General features: G+C 46.9%; 14 protein-coding genes. 6 read left to right on the top strand and 8 right to left on the bottom strand.

The window, feature by feature from the left end; all coding sequences use genetic code 11:
• Window positions 1-3 precede the first annotated feature (3 nt).
• From atcA to AC0KUT_RS16965, 4 genes are all read left to right on the top strand, one after another.
• A complete protein-coding gene (gene atcA / locus AC0KUT_RS16980) occupies window positions 4-546 on the top strand; it encodes a cold adaptation protein AtcA (RefSeq protein WP_488831595.1) in 543 nt (180 codons plus the stop codon).
• Window positions 547-597: 51 nt separating this feature from the next.
• On the top strand, window positions 598-1,374 hold the full coding sequence (locus tag AC0KUT_RS16975; protein WP_488831593.1) for a hypothetical protein: 777 nt from the start codon (window positions 598-600) through the stop codon (window positions 1,372-1,374).
• Window positions 1,375-1,463: 89 nt separating this feature from the next.
• Entirely contained in the window at window positions 1,464-2,360 is an 897-nt protein-coding gene (gene atcC / locus AC0KUT_RS16970) for a cold adaptation protein AtcC (protein WP_488831592.1), read from the top strand.
• Between the two features lie 40 nt (window positions 2,361-2,400).
• Entirely contained in the window at window positions 2,401-2,793 is a 393-nt protein-coding gene (locus AC0KUT_RS16965) for a VF530 family protein (protein ID WP_488831591.1), read from the top strand.
• A gap of 30 nt (window positions 2,794-2,823) precedes the next feature.
• On the opposite strand, the gene AC0KUT_RS16960 is transcribed toward AC0KUT_RS16965, so the two are convergent.
• The 3 genes from AC0KUT_RS16960 to rnk form a co-directional block, all read right to left on the bottom strand.
• Window positions 2,824-3,330 (bottom strand): DUF3087 domain-containing protein, encoded by a 507-nt coding sequence (locus AC0KUT_RS16960; protein WP_488831590.1) that lies wholly within the window; start codon window positions 3,328-3,330, stop codon window positions 2,824-2,826.
• A 48-nt stretch (window positions 3,331-3,378) separates the two neighbouring features.
• Window positions 3,379-3,708: a glutaredoxin family protein gene (locus tag AC0KUT_RS16955; protein WP_488831589.1), complete on the bottom strand. Its 330-nt coding sequence runs from the start codon at window positions 3,706-3,708 to the stop codon at window positions 3,379-3,381.
• 562 nt (window positions 3,709-4,270) lie between these two features.
• A complete protein-coding gene (rnk, locus tag AC0KUT_RS16950) occupies window positions 4,271-4,663 on the bottom strand; it encodes a nucleoside diphosphate kinase regulator (protein WP_488831588.1) in 393 nt (130 codons plus the stop codon).
• A gap of 629 nt (window positions 4,664-5,292) precedes the next feature.
• On the opposite strand from rnk, the gene AC0KUT_RS16945 reads away from it, so the two are divergent.
• Window positions 5,293-5,691, top strand: coding sequence for a hypothetical protein (locus tag AC0KUT_RS16945; RefSeq protein ID WP_488831587.1), 399 nt, complete (start codon window positions 5,293-5,295; stop codon window positions 5,689-5,691).
• Between the two features lie 92 nt (window positions 5,692-5,783).
• The gene (gene secD / locus AC0KUT_RS16940; protein WP_488831586.1) at window positions 5,784-8,090 is read left to right on the top strand and encodes a protein translocase subunit SecD; all 2,307 of its coding nucleotides are present in this window, start codon (window positions 5,784-5,786) and stop codon (window positions 8,088-8,090) included.
• 315 nt (window positions 8,091-8,405) lie between these two features.
• On the opposite strand, the gene AC0KUT_RS16935 is transcribed toward secD, so the two are convergent.
• The 5 genes from AC0KUT_RS16935 to AC0KUT_RS16915 all read right to left on the bottom strand — a co-directional run bounded on the left by AC0KUT_RS16935 (window position 8,406) and on the right by AC0KUT_RS16915 (window position 14,488).
• Window positions 8,406-9,506, bottom strand: coding sequence for an SGNH/GDSL hydrolase family protein (locus tag AC0KUT_RS16935; protein WP_488831585.1), 1,101 nt, complete (start codon window positions 9,504-9,506; stop codon window positions 8,406-8,408).
• 30 nt (window positions 9,507-9,536) lie between these two features.
• Window positions 9,537-10,616 (bottom strand): sialate O-acetylesterase, encoded by a 1,080-nt coding sequence (locus AC0KUT_RS16930; protein WP_488831584.1) that lies wholly within the window; start codon window positions 10,614-10,616, stop codon window positions 9,537-9,539.
• Between the two features lie 412 nt (window positions 10,617-11,028).
• Window positions 11,029-11,928, bottom strand: a complete 900-nt coding sequence (locus AC0KUT_RS16925) for a sugar phosphate isomerase/epimerase family protein (RefSeq protein WP_488831583.1) — start codon at window positions 11,926-11,928, stop codon at window positions 11,029-11,031.
• 54 nt (window positions 11,929-11,982) lie between these two features.
• Window positions 11,983-13,716, bottom strand: coding sequence for a GMC oxidoreductase (locus tag AC0KUT_RS16920; protein WP_488831582.1), 1,734 nt, complete (start codon window positions 13,714-13,716; stop codon window positions 11,983-11,985).
• A 109-nt stretch (window positions 13,717-13,825) separates the two neighbouring features.
• Window positions 13,826-14,488, bottom strand: a complete 663-nt coding sequence (locus AC0KUT_RS16915) for a gluconate 2-dehydrogenase subunit 3 family protein (RefSeq protein ID WP_488831581.1) — start codon at window positions 14,486-14,488, stop codon at window positions 13,826-13,828.
• Window positions 14,489-14,494: the final 6 nt, after the last annotated feature.

Raw genomic sequence — 14,494 nt, 5'->3', positions numbered from 1 at the left:
CCTATGAATATAGCTTTTGATCTAGCACGCCTGCAGCAATTAAAATCCGACGCACATGAAAACATCGAATCTTATAGCGACCCAAAGCAACCTAAAGCGCTAAGCAATTACACGGCGCAAATGAAAAAAATTCTGCAGGCCGACCCCGGCATGCTGCAATCATTGCCCGAGTATTTACCGGTTGCTCTGTTTGGCCGGATTAAATTTAGCGATGAAGCCAGAAAACAATGGTCGCTCTGGCTAAAAACCAATGCCATGCCGTCATGGGATGAGTTCAAAGTATCCGTGGCATTTAATAACGATGACTTGGGTCTTGTTAAAGCAGTACGTGCGTTTGACCAAGAGCTTTTAATTGAAGCCTGTGCTGTTTTATATTTATTGATGCACGACAATGCCAAGCCGGGCAAAGCCAAACCAGCTGATGATCAATATAACGAAGAAGACGATGACAGCGACCGTAATTACGCCCATGACGATTACGAAGGTCGTGGCGAAGAAGACGGCAACGCGAATGATGATGAATACGACGAAATTTCTTTTAACTAAGATGATATTTTTTTACTGACAAGAAACTATCTTTAACGGAAAAGGTTGCACATGAATAGCCTAATTGAAATAGCCGCCACTGAAATTAAACAGCTTGCAACAGTAGAGCCAAAACAAGCCAGCAAAAAATTTGAGCTAATGGCCAGCACCATGTCAGACGCCCAGCTGATAGAAGTGATTGAAGCTATTGATATTGTCACCCTGACGCAAATAAACAGTCAGCACGATCTGTCCTTTCCGTCGATTATTGCCGAACTCATGACGCCTGAAAAAATTCGCGACATAGTCTGCCAGCAACCGCTCTACTGGGAAGAAAAAATAAAAACCAATGCAGATGAATTAAAGCAGCACACCTTTGAATTTTTAACCTACTTAATTCGCAGCCAAGACAGCGATGAAAAAAGAGCAGAAATTTTACAATGCGTTGCCGAAGATAGCGCAGGTTTATTTTATTTATCGATCCCCTTTATCGAACTCTATCGCGGCGAAAAAGTCGTCGACGAAGATTACGACATGTACCACCGAGAAACATCAAGCCTACATGAAGAAGAGTTAGATTTAGAAGAGGCACAAACCTATGTCGAGCGCAATGCAAGCGAAGACCAGCACAGTCTTGGCTATGATGATCCGCGCAGTTTGTTGGCGTTAATTCGACATTTAACCCCGGAAGTAGAAAATGACATTAAGAACCTAATTCGCAATGAAAGCTCAGGCTGGGAATTGATTATTAATAAATTTGCTGCCGAGCTGGTAATGCAAGCAAAAGACAAAAATACCGCTACGGATGAATACGCCGAAGTAGACGATATGTTTAGCTTTCTAGATTAAGACGTACCATATAAAGAGTCTTACTATAAAGGCTCTTTATATAAAGGCTCTTTATATTAAGACTCTCCAGATTAAACAGCAGGCTTGCCATGCAATTAGCATTACGAAGTTCACCCCAAGGCCCATTTTTAACACAGGTAATCTCCTATGGCTTGGAACAAAAACGCTTAAACGCAGAACACCTTGAGCAAATAAAAAGCAAAGCGGTTTTGATGAGCTTAAAATTTGCCGACAAATTTTATAATAAATATAAAATGGATTTGTTGGAGCAAGCGGCACAAGACATTATCGGTGTGGCCAGCTTAGGTTTGGCAGAGCTTTCCAAGCAGGATATTGAAACCGCACTCAAGGTGCTCACCAGCCCAGAAGGTATCGTAAAACCCTTTCAAAAAGGCTGGAGCATGCTCACCCAAGTTAGCCTCATCAACGCTAACAATAAATCTCTCTACGGTGATGTAGACGCACACCTGCTTGCCAATATCGCAAGCGCGCCCTATGAGGATCAATGGCTGGGCCTGCGTCACTATGAGCAGGCGCTGCAGCGTTGGCAACAAGACCAAGCGATCACCACACTGAAAGAAACCTTCTTCTACCCCAGCGCGCTAGATGACTCAGATTTCTTTAACCTTGAAGGTATGCTCGCCGAAGCGCTGATCTACCGAGTTTGTTGCAATGGCGCGAAAGTAAAACAAGACTTAAAGCACCGGCTAAAAAACCTAGAGCTGCAAGACAATTGGCTGCATGAAGAATTTTTAAACACACAATTGCAGACCGCCTTGGACCTCTTACCTAAGGAGCTAGCCGCCACTATTCGCGCAGATCTCGGCAAGAACTTCATTCAGCAGATAATCGATACCTTGAAGTTCGCTAAGCGCTACCAAAAACTCTTAGCTGAAAATGCCACCCCCGAAAAACGCGATACCTTTGAATACAAACACAGCATGCTGCACCCATTATTAGGCTGGCCGCAGTATCTTGAAATTTAATTCGATAAAAATTAATTCCACTTTAGCAGCGGGCCATTACATGAGCGATGACATCAATTTTAAAAACAACCCGCTACACGGGTTGAGCTTAGTAAAATTATTAAACGAAATAGTCGATCACTATGGCTTTGAAATTCTCTACGCCTACCTCAATATCAATTGCTTTAAAGCCAACCCCAGCATTGAATCCAGCGTGAAATTTTTAAAGAAAACTGACTGGGCGCGCGAAAAGGTAGAGGGCTTTTATTTGTATCAGTATAAAAACCTGCCCAAAGCATCCGCGCAAGAATTTGAGCACCCACCTAGAGATCGCGTGGTGCCTGATGAGGATAAGCCGGGTGAGCCAGCCGAATTAGACTTGACCGATGCAGCACGACTGCAAGAAAAGCGCGTCAAAAAAGCGGCTAATTTCGGCAGCGGCAGAAGATGCTAAAACGCGGTTAAGACTAGACTGCTGCTAAGACTAAAACTCGGCTAAAATTGCTTCGTTGTAATCAGCCACTAGCAAAGTCACCTGAAATTTCTCCGCTAAGCGATTAAGTTCCTGCTGCTTAATCGCCAAGTCATCCAGCGTGAGCGTATTGTCGTCTAGCTGCCACAACAAACGCGAACCCGCATAAGCGTATTGCATCGCCAGTAGCGCATTGCTATTGCCCTCAAGTGCAGCGGCTTCCAGTCTCGGCATTTTCCGGGTTATTTTATTCAACGCCTGCTTCAAGTCCCAGACGTAAGTAACCTCACGCATAAAATCATGCCGACGATATTTATTGAGCAGCCAAATAATCATGGCGGCGCTAACTACCACGCCCAATAAATTCCAATGAAAATGACTGCCACTTTCATCGGGGAAAATAGCTATTAGCGTTTGCGCTAAAGCCAAGCTGCCCACAGCTAAACCAAGGGCACAGCCAACAAATACTATTTTTAGGTGTTTGTTATAGCGCGCCTTATCAATTTCAATGAGCTGCATAAAATACCGAGTAAATAATTAAATACATAACACTGCGCGAACCTCTACTTAGCCGAACCGCGTGGTTAAAAATTGAATAATGTCGTTAGACTCATAAAGCCACTTAGCCTCACCGCCCTCCTCAATACGCAAGCAAGGCACCATAACACGGCCACCCTGCGCGATTAATTCATCACGATACGCTGTATTCTTAATATCTCTAATCTCAATATTAATATTTAACCGATGTATCGCACGGCGAGTCTTTACACAGAAAGGACAAGCATAGCGCTGATACAGCGCCAAACCCGCTGTTTTAGCCTGTGCATCCGCTTGTTCAGCCGCAGCACGTTTGATTGGCTTAGGGTTGGTAAGCCAGCTGATGAACACAATAACCATGCCCAACCCGTTTCTTAACGCCTTAACGACCATATGAATAACTACCTGCTGAAATTAGGAATAAAAGTGTAAGTAAGAAGTCGCTGGAGTCTATAGTTAAGTGGGGGTTTTGTAAAACTCATCAAAAAAAACGTACTGAATAATGGGAGGTAAAATTTATAATGCGCTGATCAAATTGCGAAGACATATTGATGTTTATTTTAAAATCGGCCAAGAACGGGTGTTAATTAGTCTTATATCGATAGCAGTTATTATTAAAGTTGGTCGTCATTTCGCCCGCTGGCGAGTCACTTTTCTTTCGGCAACGCAGGGGCAGTTGCCGAGAGAAAGGTAAGGCCTGCTGCAGGCATGGGTGGTTAATGGGGATTAAAAATTCAAACGCGACAGCTAACTTTCATCATAAAATATTGCAATAAAAATTTTCCATAAATCGGTCTGACCCCCCATGCTTTCTTGATTAAACTCTAACTCGCCAAAACTGTGTATCACCATATGAGCAAATATTTTTTATAGCCGTCCATTAACCACCTTCATAATAACCCCTCTGTCATTAAATTAAGATTCATAGTTTTTCTGCTTGAACAACGGTAACTACTTGTAGGTACTTAATGGCACCGCCCGGCAAAGGCCAATCAATTTTTCCGCCCACTCTCAAACCAATAAGTGCACATCCAATAGGGGAGAGGATGGAAATCTTCATTTCGTCAATGTTTGCCTCCTGTGGATACACTAGACTAACAGTAGATTTTTCATCTGAACTCAAATCTAAAAATGTAACGCACGAATTCATTGCAACAACATCCGCAGGGAAATTTACATAACTCACAACGTCTGCGCGACCCAGTTCATCTTCAAGCAGCTCTGCTGTTGCAGTTTTATACTTTTCCGTTAATGGAAGTAATCGTTGATAGTCGTGATCGGAAATAATAAGCGCACTGCATTCTGCAATAGCCATTTTTTGCTTCACCTAAAATATAGATAAAAGAAGGCCACTAGCTGCCTTAAGAAGGCAACAAAATATAAGTGGAATTAATTGAATTGTCAGGGCGGGCGATTAAGTAATAATAAAAACTTAATCGCCTAAAATATGAAAGGCGCGAGCAGCGTTATTTCGCTGCACCACGTCTGTTGTGATGTAAAAAAAGAAAGGAAATTTATTCATAACTGAAACAATACACTTTATTACTTAGGGAGGCAAGTCAGATTGGTGGTGGCAATCTGCGTACGTAATCTCCATATAAGATGACGTAATTATTTAAGTTACGAGTAAGGTATCGTTTAATATTTTACTAATTGATTTTTTGTATTAAATACGAAAGTAGAAAGCTATCTATATAAGGTACGTTTTGGGCACCTAGCTGTCTTTCAGTGTCCTATTTCGGCTGTGGGGTGGATGTTCATTTAATATTACTCTGACCCTAGATTTGTTGCTCAGGTGAAGGGAATGGCTATATGCTGGCTCTCATTAATAGCAGGTGACAGCTACGATATCTTTCAGGGGCGTGGATGTATATTTTTTCTGCATCCCTTGAATCATCAAAAGCCCGACCCATATCATACTCACTTCAAGCTTCGGCGGCACATATGCCTTTTCACTCTCCCATGCCATCGCATACCTTTAATAGGCTCTTTTGGGGCGGGTGTTTAGCTGTCGGATTTTTGTGGCTATTGGCTTTGGGTAGCCTTGGCGATCAAATCAAACATGTTGGCAGCGATACCGGGCGTAGCGGTGTTAAGGTTGCAGTGGATATGCCGCTGCTCGCTAACGGCGAAACAACGCTCGCACTAAAACGCTTATTTAAACGCACTCATAATCAATCATCGCCTGAACCCGCCAATCACATTTGGCTGTTAACCGCCAGCGAGCATATTATCGCGCTGCCCTTTACGATTAAATTTCAATACCCTACTGTTCAATCTTTCCATTTCCGCCTGCGGCAATTGCTGGCACTCAATTCTCCGCGCGCACCGCCACTCGTTTAATCACTCCCGTTTTAAAAACAATTTAATTTTTTTGCTTTCCTTTTTTACTCGTTCATACGAGTGAAGGGAGAAGGCATGGTGGAGTATTAGCGATGAAAACATTTTTTTCGCGGGCGATTGTTTATGGCCTGATTATTTTATTTGGGCTGCTCTGTGCTTTGCCCAATGTATTGTCGGATTCTGCATTAGAAAAATTACCCAGTTGGTACACGCAAAACCAATTAACGCTCGGGTTGGATTTACGCGGTGGCTCGCATTTGTTATTGGAAGTGGATACCAGTGAATTAACTGCCAATAAAAACCCAGCGCTGCACGAGCAAATCGTGCGCGATGCGGTGGAGCAGAGTTTGGAAGTGGTGCGCCGCCGCTTGGATGAAACCGGTATGGTAGAGCCGATGATTACGCGCCAGGGCAGCGACAGCATTTTAGTGCAGCTGCCCGGCGTGAGTGACCCGCAGCATATTCGCGAGCTGTTGGGCACCACGGCACGTATGACGTTTCATTGGGTAGCGAATGAAAAATCCGCCTTGCTCGGAAAAATTATTTCGGTGCAAGGCGATTCGCCCAGTGAACGCTATCAATTGGAAGAGCGAATCGCATTGGAGGGAAAACACATCAGCGATGCGCGTTTAGCGTTTAATCAGGAAACCGGCGAACCGGTGGTTAATTTTAAATTAGATACCGAAGGCGCGCGCCGTTTTGGCGATATGACCAAGCGCAATGTTGGCCGCGCACTCGCGATTGTATTGGATGATCGTGTAGTGACCGCGCCCGTAATTCGCAGTGCAATCCAAGGTGGCAGCGGTGAAATTAGCGGTTCGTTTACCAGCGCCAGCGCAAATGATTTGGCTTTATTGTTGCGCGCCGGTGCCTTGCCTGCACCCTTAAACGTGATTGAAGAGCGAACGGTAGGGCCAGATCTGGGTAGCGATGCGATTGCAATGGGGATTAGCACCGGTATTGTCGGCGCCTTATTAGTACTGGCGTTTATGGTGGGAATTTATGGCCGCTGGGGTTTAATCGCCTGCACTGGTTTGGCGATTAATATAGGTTTGAGTTTTGGTGTGTTGAGTTTGTTGGGTGCAACCCTCACGCTGCCGGGTATTGCTGGTTTTATTTTAAGTATCGGCATGGCGGTAGATGCGAATATTTTAATTAATGAACGTATCCGCGAGGAAACGCGGCGCGGTGAAAACGCAAAAGCCGCACTGCGCGCCGGATTTCAGCGCGCCTACAGCACTATTCTCGATTCCAATATCACCTCGCTAATCGCCATCAGCTTATTGTTTTTATTTGGCAGCGGCCCGGTACGCGGTTTTGCGGTGACTATGGCGGTGGGTTTATTAATCTCTATGTTTACCGCGATTTCATTTACCCGCTTGGTTATGGACTGGCGTGTCGAGAAATTGGGCAAACAACCGCTCAATATTTCCGGTATTAAATTGTTGGATCGCATCAGTGAAAATACCATTCCGTTTTTGCGCGCGCGCTTTTTTGGTTTGATCGCATCTGCTGTATTGTCGCTCGCTTCGGTATTTTTATTTTTCAGTCCGGGATTGGATTACGGTGTCGATTTCAGCGGCGGTACGGTGATTGAGGTCACCGCCCCCGCGACTAATATCGCGCAGTTGCGCAACGTATTTACCGCGCAAGATACTGTGCCTATGGCGATTCAGGAATTTGGGGCAGAGGGGCATTACTTAATGCGCATGCCGATGCAGTCAGCGGAAGATGTCGCCAATGGTGCAAGTATACAAGCCGTTAAATCTGCTGTTCTGGCCATCTCGCCCGATGCAGAATTTCCACGGGTAGAGATGGTTGGGCCAAGAGTGAGCGGTGATTTTGGCGATGCCACCATCCTTGCAATTATTTTGGCAGGCTTGGGCATGTTGGGTTATTTGTGGCTTCGTTTTGAATCGCATTTTGCGCTGGCCGCGACCATTACCCTCGCGCTGGATTTAACCAAAACCATCGGCTTTTTTGCGCTCGCCGGCGTGGAATTTAATCTTACCGCCGTAGCCGCATTGCTCGCGTTAATTGGTTATTCGGTGAATGACAAAGTCGTGGTGTTTGATCGCATCCGCGAAAATTTGCGCCTATCACCCGACAAACCCTTCGTGCAATTACTCAATGAAAGCATCACCTCCACCTTAACGCGCACGGTGTTTACTTCCGTCACAACATTCCTCGCCCTCTTACCCATGGCAATTGCAGGCGGCAGCGCCGTTTCCAGTTTTTCACTGCCCATGTTATTTGGAATAATCATTGGTACCAGTTCATCGATATTGATTGCAGCACCGATTGTTTTGTTGCTAGGCGAGCGGAGGTTACGTAAAGGAAAAACACAATTGCATGCAAGTGCAGATGTTACGCAGCGTGAAATAGATTTGTTGCCGTAGAGTTTTTTAGTAGTTATCACTCAGTGAGTGATAACTACATTTTCGATGTGCTACTGGGTAATATTCAAATGGTGGTGAACGGCATGACAGACATTGCGGTCGTGGGGCGCGTTTCGAGAAGCAAACCGCTGAACTTCTCAGTTCCGCCAATGCTGTTGAAAAACTCACTATTTTTCGAGCCAATTGAGACCTTTTTATCTTAATTGCCTTACTTTTTTCTGCCTAAGATGAGGTTTCTATCTAATACGGCCTGAAAGTTAATGATGCGGTGGTAGCTTTTTTACCGCCGCGCTCTTTTATACTAAACGAAAATTTCTAACGCCATGCATTTGGCGCAGACTTTAAATATTCGATTAGCAGTTGTGTTAGCTTTTCATCATCTTGCGTGGAGGGGTGCCAGTGGCAGCCTGAGTAATTCAAGCCCGTAAAAATAATCTTACCTAGCTTGATGGTTTTATCTGTTTTCACGTTTTCGACTACACGTTCTACTTGCGCGGCAATTTCACCTTCCGTTTGATCTGATGCCATTAAAATAAACTGTGTTTTGGGGTTTTTACGGTGTAGTGACCTTACAAAGTCTGCGTAGGTCTTGACGTAATCATTATGCAAATCTTCGCGTGTTTTCCAGCGGTCATCGGCATTGAGCGGTGTGGAGAAATCGTTGGTGCCCAAGCCTATAACGATAACCTGAGGTTGCCATTTCGCGCTGTTAGCGGAAGTACTTTTATCATAGCGATGCGTGTTTTGATTTAAGGTATATGGGTAGAGCGAGAGTAGACTTTTATCCGGCGAGCCGCCGTTGTAATTGCGCACTATACCAAAGCCAGATGAGGCATTGATTTGATAATCTGCATTGAGCGCCTTGGCGGTTAGGGGGCCAAATGCGAGCTGGGTATTGGTGGTTTGAAAGAGTTCTTCGTTGTTGCATTCCCGTGAGCTTGAGGTGTTGCCATAGCCTACGGTAAAGGAGTCGCCAATAAATTCTATTTGACGTTTACGTTTGGCGATGGTCAATGCCTTGCCTGTCGTGTAGAAACCGTTAAAGCGACCGGTGCTCCCTTGGGTTTCTGTGAGTTTTTCGAGACGAACCTTGTGCGCGCCGGGGGTTAAATTATTAACGGGGTAGGTCGTTTTCCCTGGCTTTTTTATAATGATGGGTTCAGCGTTGTCCACCAACAGGCGGAAATTATTTTGGTCGTCATCAAATTCTAGGTTGAGTGAGTCGCCGTTAAAGGCTGCTTCAAAATAGATGCCGGGCCAAGAGTAGCGATAGGCTGGGTCTTTATTGGCTTGTGTTTCAATTAATACACGCCCCCCCACGTGGGCGGGGAGTTGATGCAGCGCTTCGCTTTTTGCCCATAAATAAGGCGCAAGAGCCAGACCAATAAGGCTGGCGTAAAGGGTAGTTTTTTTCATGGCTGATGTGCTCACTGATTAAAAGTATTGTTATTTGGTGCGACGCGACCGAGGCAAAGCCACTGCCGCGAGTAAAATTAACATTAGCCAATTTATGCCGCCGCCGCCAGAGCTGTTTTTGGCTGGCGTGTTTGCAGCTGCAGAGCTTGTGGCTTTTGAACTGGGGGTGATTGAGCTTGCGCTGCTTATTGTTGTGCTACTTGCCGCTACAGACGCTGCAGCACTTGATATTGTGTTTAGGCTGCTATTAATGTCACTGGTGTAACTTATTTTTTCCAACATGACCGTTGCATAACGATAGCCAAATTCGCGATAGGAAGCCGAGGTGAAGTGTGCTTCATCTGCTCCTGGTAAGCCCGCCGCTGAAATAACAAAGGTGTTACTGAGTTCGGTGAGCAATTTATTGATTTGTACATTGTGCAAACTGCAGCAGGATTGATAATCCGCGTAGAGGGTTTCTCCTGCTAAAAAGGGCACATCGCCAATATTTAAGTCGGCGCGCAAGTGGGTGACGATTTCTTTTACTTTGAATTTCCACTGGGGGTCGCCGTTATTGGTTTCGCCCTGATGAAAAATAATGCCTTTAATGACGCCCGCGCTTTGCGCTTTTTTCGCCATATCCAACAACCATTCATAGCCGCCATTAAATTGAGGTGGAAAGTCTGTATTGTTGCGCCCAAGCGGCGCGCTTTTTTGGTAGAACTCAATCGCAATGCCTGAAATAGCTGCGGGTACCAAGCCTATGGTGACACTGGTGGGCATTGCGTCAGCCATGGTTTTGCCAAAGTAATCGCCTGGGCCTAGGCCGCTCCAGCAGCGGTTGAGCGGGGGCGATGCAAGATACCAGTTGCCATAGGTTCGGCTTAAGTTACTGCAGTTTAAATCTGACATTACCTTAACGCGGGGATTGGTGACGCGATCCTGCGTTTCAATTTTGCCAGCGCCTTCCATATTAGATTGACCAAACATGAGGTAGATATGGAAGTTGGGATCTGGTTCGGCGCTGGCTGAGGTAGCTAGGAGGCTGAAACCAAATGCCATACAAAGACTGAGCGCGCGGGTCTTAATGCTAGGGTGTTGGTGCAATTTTTGTAGTAATGAAGAAATCATAATGCCTCTTATTTTTTTAGTATTTTTGTTGGTGTTTTTATGGGTGTTTGTGTACGCATTCTGGTGATTATTGTTATCGCTATAGATGCAAACTAAGCATGAGTCTGCGGTGGGTGAAGTGGTAAATGGCCGCATTACGCGAGAGTGGTTTTAAGCGCAAGCGCAGAATGTAAGCGGTTACATTTTTTGTGTTGAATGCCAAACTACTATAGCACTGGCATTTTGCAAAGCTTAATCAGGGCGATGGGGGTTAAAGAAATGTTAATAAGGCGAGGGAGGGCCGGTAAAAAAACAGCCACCTAAGCAGTGCTTGGGTAGCTGTGTTAAGTGTTTTCTTGAGCTGCGTTTAGCGTTGTTGGGCGTAACACGCGAGTGCGCTTTATTAGCTCGTCAGCCTAGGCTTTTAATAGGCTTAGTGCATATCCGCAATGATTTTTTGCAGGCCTTTGAGTGAGGCTTCAACGCTTTGCATGGGCGTCATACCCTCTGGGTAAGACTCTTGCTCCACCACCAACCAAAGTGTGCCACCGTAGGTTTTGTTGGCGGTTATCAGTGCTTTCCAGTCTGTGGTGTCTTTGCCGATGATAGGGTCTTCGGTGTTGCCTTCTTTCGGTGCCGAGGCCTTGTAATGGGTGGTGATGGTGCGGCCTGGGTAGGCTTTGATAACGTCGACAGGGTCTTTGCCTGCTACTTCAGTCCAGCCTACGTCTTGCTGCAAAATTACATCGCTGCTGGTGTTGGTGCCTATCACATCCCAAGGGGTTTTGCCTTTTTCGCCGAGCATTTCAGGCTCGTGATTGTGATAGCCGGTGTGCATGCCCAAAGGGGCGAGTTTCGCTTGCAGCGCGGCGAGATCAGCGGCGACTGCTTTGGCTCCCTCGACGGTAAATGCGCGTTGATCCATGGGGATAATTAAATAATTGCAACCAATTGCTTTGTAAAAGTTAACGGTCGCATCAAAATTTTCGGGGGTGAATTTATCAAAGTGAACATGAGCGCCGGAGGCTTTAAGCCCTGTCTTATCAAGAAATGCTTTCAAGCCTTTTGGGTCTTTTTCATATTTCCCAAAACTGCCCGCAAATTCTACGCCCTGAAAACCCATGGCGGCTAATTGGGTGAGGGTGCCTTCAAAGTCGGCGTTGACAGCATCTTTAATCGACCAGAGTTGCACGCTTAGCTCGGGGGATGTGAGCGCGGGCGCGGCGGGTGCAGCTTTGGTGTCGGCGGCAAAGCTGGCGGCGCTGGCACTGGTAATTAATGCCATAGAAATGACCTGTAGGGTTTTGGTTAAAGGTTTGGTAGAAAATTTCATAGTGAATTCCTAGTCGTTAATTTTTATCGTTGATATTTTTTGCGAGTTTTAAAATTATACCTTGCCTGACTTTACTAATTGAGCAGCATAGTCAGCGGCGCGCGCGGTAATTGCCATGTAAGTTAGCGACGGATTTTGCCAGGCGGCGGAGGTCATGCAGGCGCCGTCGGTGACAAATAAGTTGGGGATGTCGTGGGTTTGATTATAGCCATTGAGCACCGAGGTTTTGGGGTCGCGGCCCATGCGCGCTGTGCCCATTTCATGAATTGATAAACCCGGGTTCCAGCCATCGTAGGCGGCAATTTTCTTGACCACATCTTTTACGCCTACGGCCTCTAAAATTTCCGCCGCTGTGTCGGCCATGTCCTGAAACATTTTGTGGTCGTTGTCTGAATAGCTGCATTCAATGTGCAACTGCGGCATGCCCCATTTATCTTTTAAGGTTGGGTGCAGTGAAACTTTGTTGTCAAAACTGGGCAGCATTTCGCCCGAACCGTGCAGTCCAAAGGTCCAGCTGCCCGCCTGTTTTATAGAGTTTTTAAACTCGGCACCCAGGCCGTCGCGCGCGCCAAAGCTCTGCCAGCTGTCGCGCTCGGCGCCGCCCGCAAAGGCGTAGCCGCGCAAAAACTTGTCATATTTTTTAATGACATTGCGAAAGCGCGGCATATAAATGCCAGTGGGGCGACGGCCCGAGTAGTAGTCATCGGCAAAGCCTTCAACGCGCCCGCTGGCACCGGCGCCGTAGAGGTGATCCATTAAATAGTGGCCCAATACCCCCGAGGAGTTGGCTATGCCATTAGGAAAGGTTTCGCTCACGGAGTTGAGCATAATTTGCGTGGTGCCCAGGGTGGAGGCGCAGAGGAAAATAACCTTGGCGTAATACTCGCGGGTTTCCATTGTCTCGGCATCAATCACGCGCACGCCGGTGGCGCGATTGGTTTTTTCGTCGTAAATCACGCTGTGCACAATGCTGTTGGTGGCAATGCTTAGGTTGTTGGTGGCGAGCGCCGCGGGTAGCGTGGAACTTTGGGTGGAAAAGTAGGCGCCAAAGGAGCAGCCTTTTTGGCATTCGTTACGCGCCTGGCATTGAATGCGCCCCTGCGCGGTGTGCTGGGGCGCGGGCACTGAGAGATGTGCGCAGCGACCCATAATTAATTTGCGGTCGCTGAACTTTTTTTCGATGCGCTTTTTCATTTCTTTTTCCACCGCGTTCATTTCAAACGGCGGTAAAAATTTGCTGTCGGGCAGCACTGGAATATTTTCTACCGAGCCGCTAATACCCGCGTGCAATTCCACATAGTCGTACCAGCTCTCTAAATCCTTGTAGCGAATGGGCCAGTCTACGCCCTGGCCGTCTTTGGCGTTGGCGTTAAAATCTAAATCGCTCCAGCGATAGGACTGGCGATGCCAGAGCAGCGACTTACCGCCCAGCTGATTGCCGCGAATCCAGTCGAAGGGTTTATCTTTTGGGGTGCTGTAGGGATAGTCTTTGTCATTCATAAAAAAATGTTTAGTCGCATCATTAAATGCGTAACATTTTTTTTGCACACTAAATTCTTCGTCGCCGAGTTTGTTTTCTACCTTGCCGCGAAAGGGCATCTCCCAGGCTTTAACACCCTCGCCAATATAATCTTTGCGATGCTCCACCGGGCGGCCGCGTTCGACCATTAAGGTTTTCAAACCTTTTTCGGTAAGTTCTTTGGCGGCCCAGCCGCCGGTAATGCCCGAGCCTACGACTATGGCATCAAACACTTCTTGGGTTTTAATAATGTAAATATTCTTTTCCATAATTGGCACCAGAGTATTTTATGGTTTTCAAAAAACGGGGCGGTTAAGTCTTCGCGCTATTTTTTGGCTGGTTTAAGGCGTTTGTTTGGGCTGTTTTTGTCGGCGTAGCTTAGGGCAGTGGAATTAGGCTCCAGGCCTTACCGACTTTGCTAAATTTCACCTCGCCCTTAAAGCCACCGGGCACTGCGTCATAGCGCAGCTCTTGGGTGGCGCCCACTTCTGAGGTGTAGTAACCGAGCAGCACTAGCCCTTTAAGGTATTTAAAATCGCTGCGGTCTTGGGCGTTAAATTCCTTCTGGGCCAATTCCATGTGGGTTAGTAGCGCCAGCTGCTGCACTTGGCTCAGCGCCAAAAATGGCTGTTGATGGCGGCTTTGGGCCGCGCTTGCCGCGCGCGCCAAACTGCGCTGCAATTGCTTCTGCTCGGCGGGCGTAGCGCAACTGCTGGCAAAGTGATTGATAAAGTCATGCACCCCTGCGGCTATAGCGCCGGGGGTATCGGTAGTGGGAATAATTAACTCGCCAATAGTGCGCACCAACGTTAACTCGGCATCACTCAGCAGGGTTTTGCTGCTGCGGCTCATATCGCGCGGCAACCCCAGCGCGGCCAGCGCCTGCAAACTGCTGCTGGCAAGCCCCAGCCCACAGGCCAGCGCCAGGGTCTTAATAGCTTGGCGGCGGCTAAGGGTTATGTCGCTGGGGTAAAGGTCGGCAGCGCTGGAGCTTAGATTAAGCGCGCTGGAGTCTGTGCCAAAGGGGCGTAGGTTACTCATATGAAA

The sequence above is a fragment of the Cellvibrio sp. 25HG11W-0 genome, assembly GCF_057815475.1.
The sequence above is the reverse complement of the archived record's forward strand: the minus strand, read 5'-3'. Positions and strand labels throughout refer to the sequence as shown.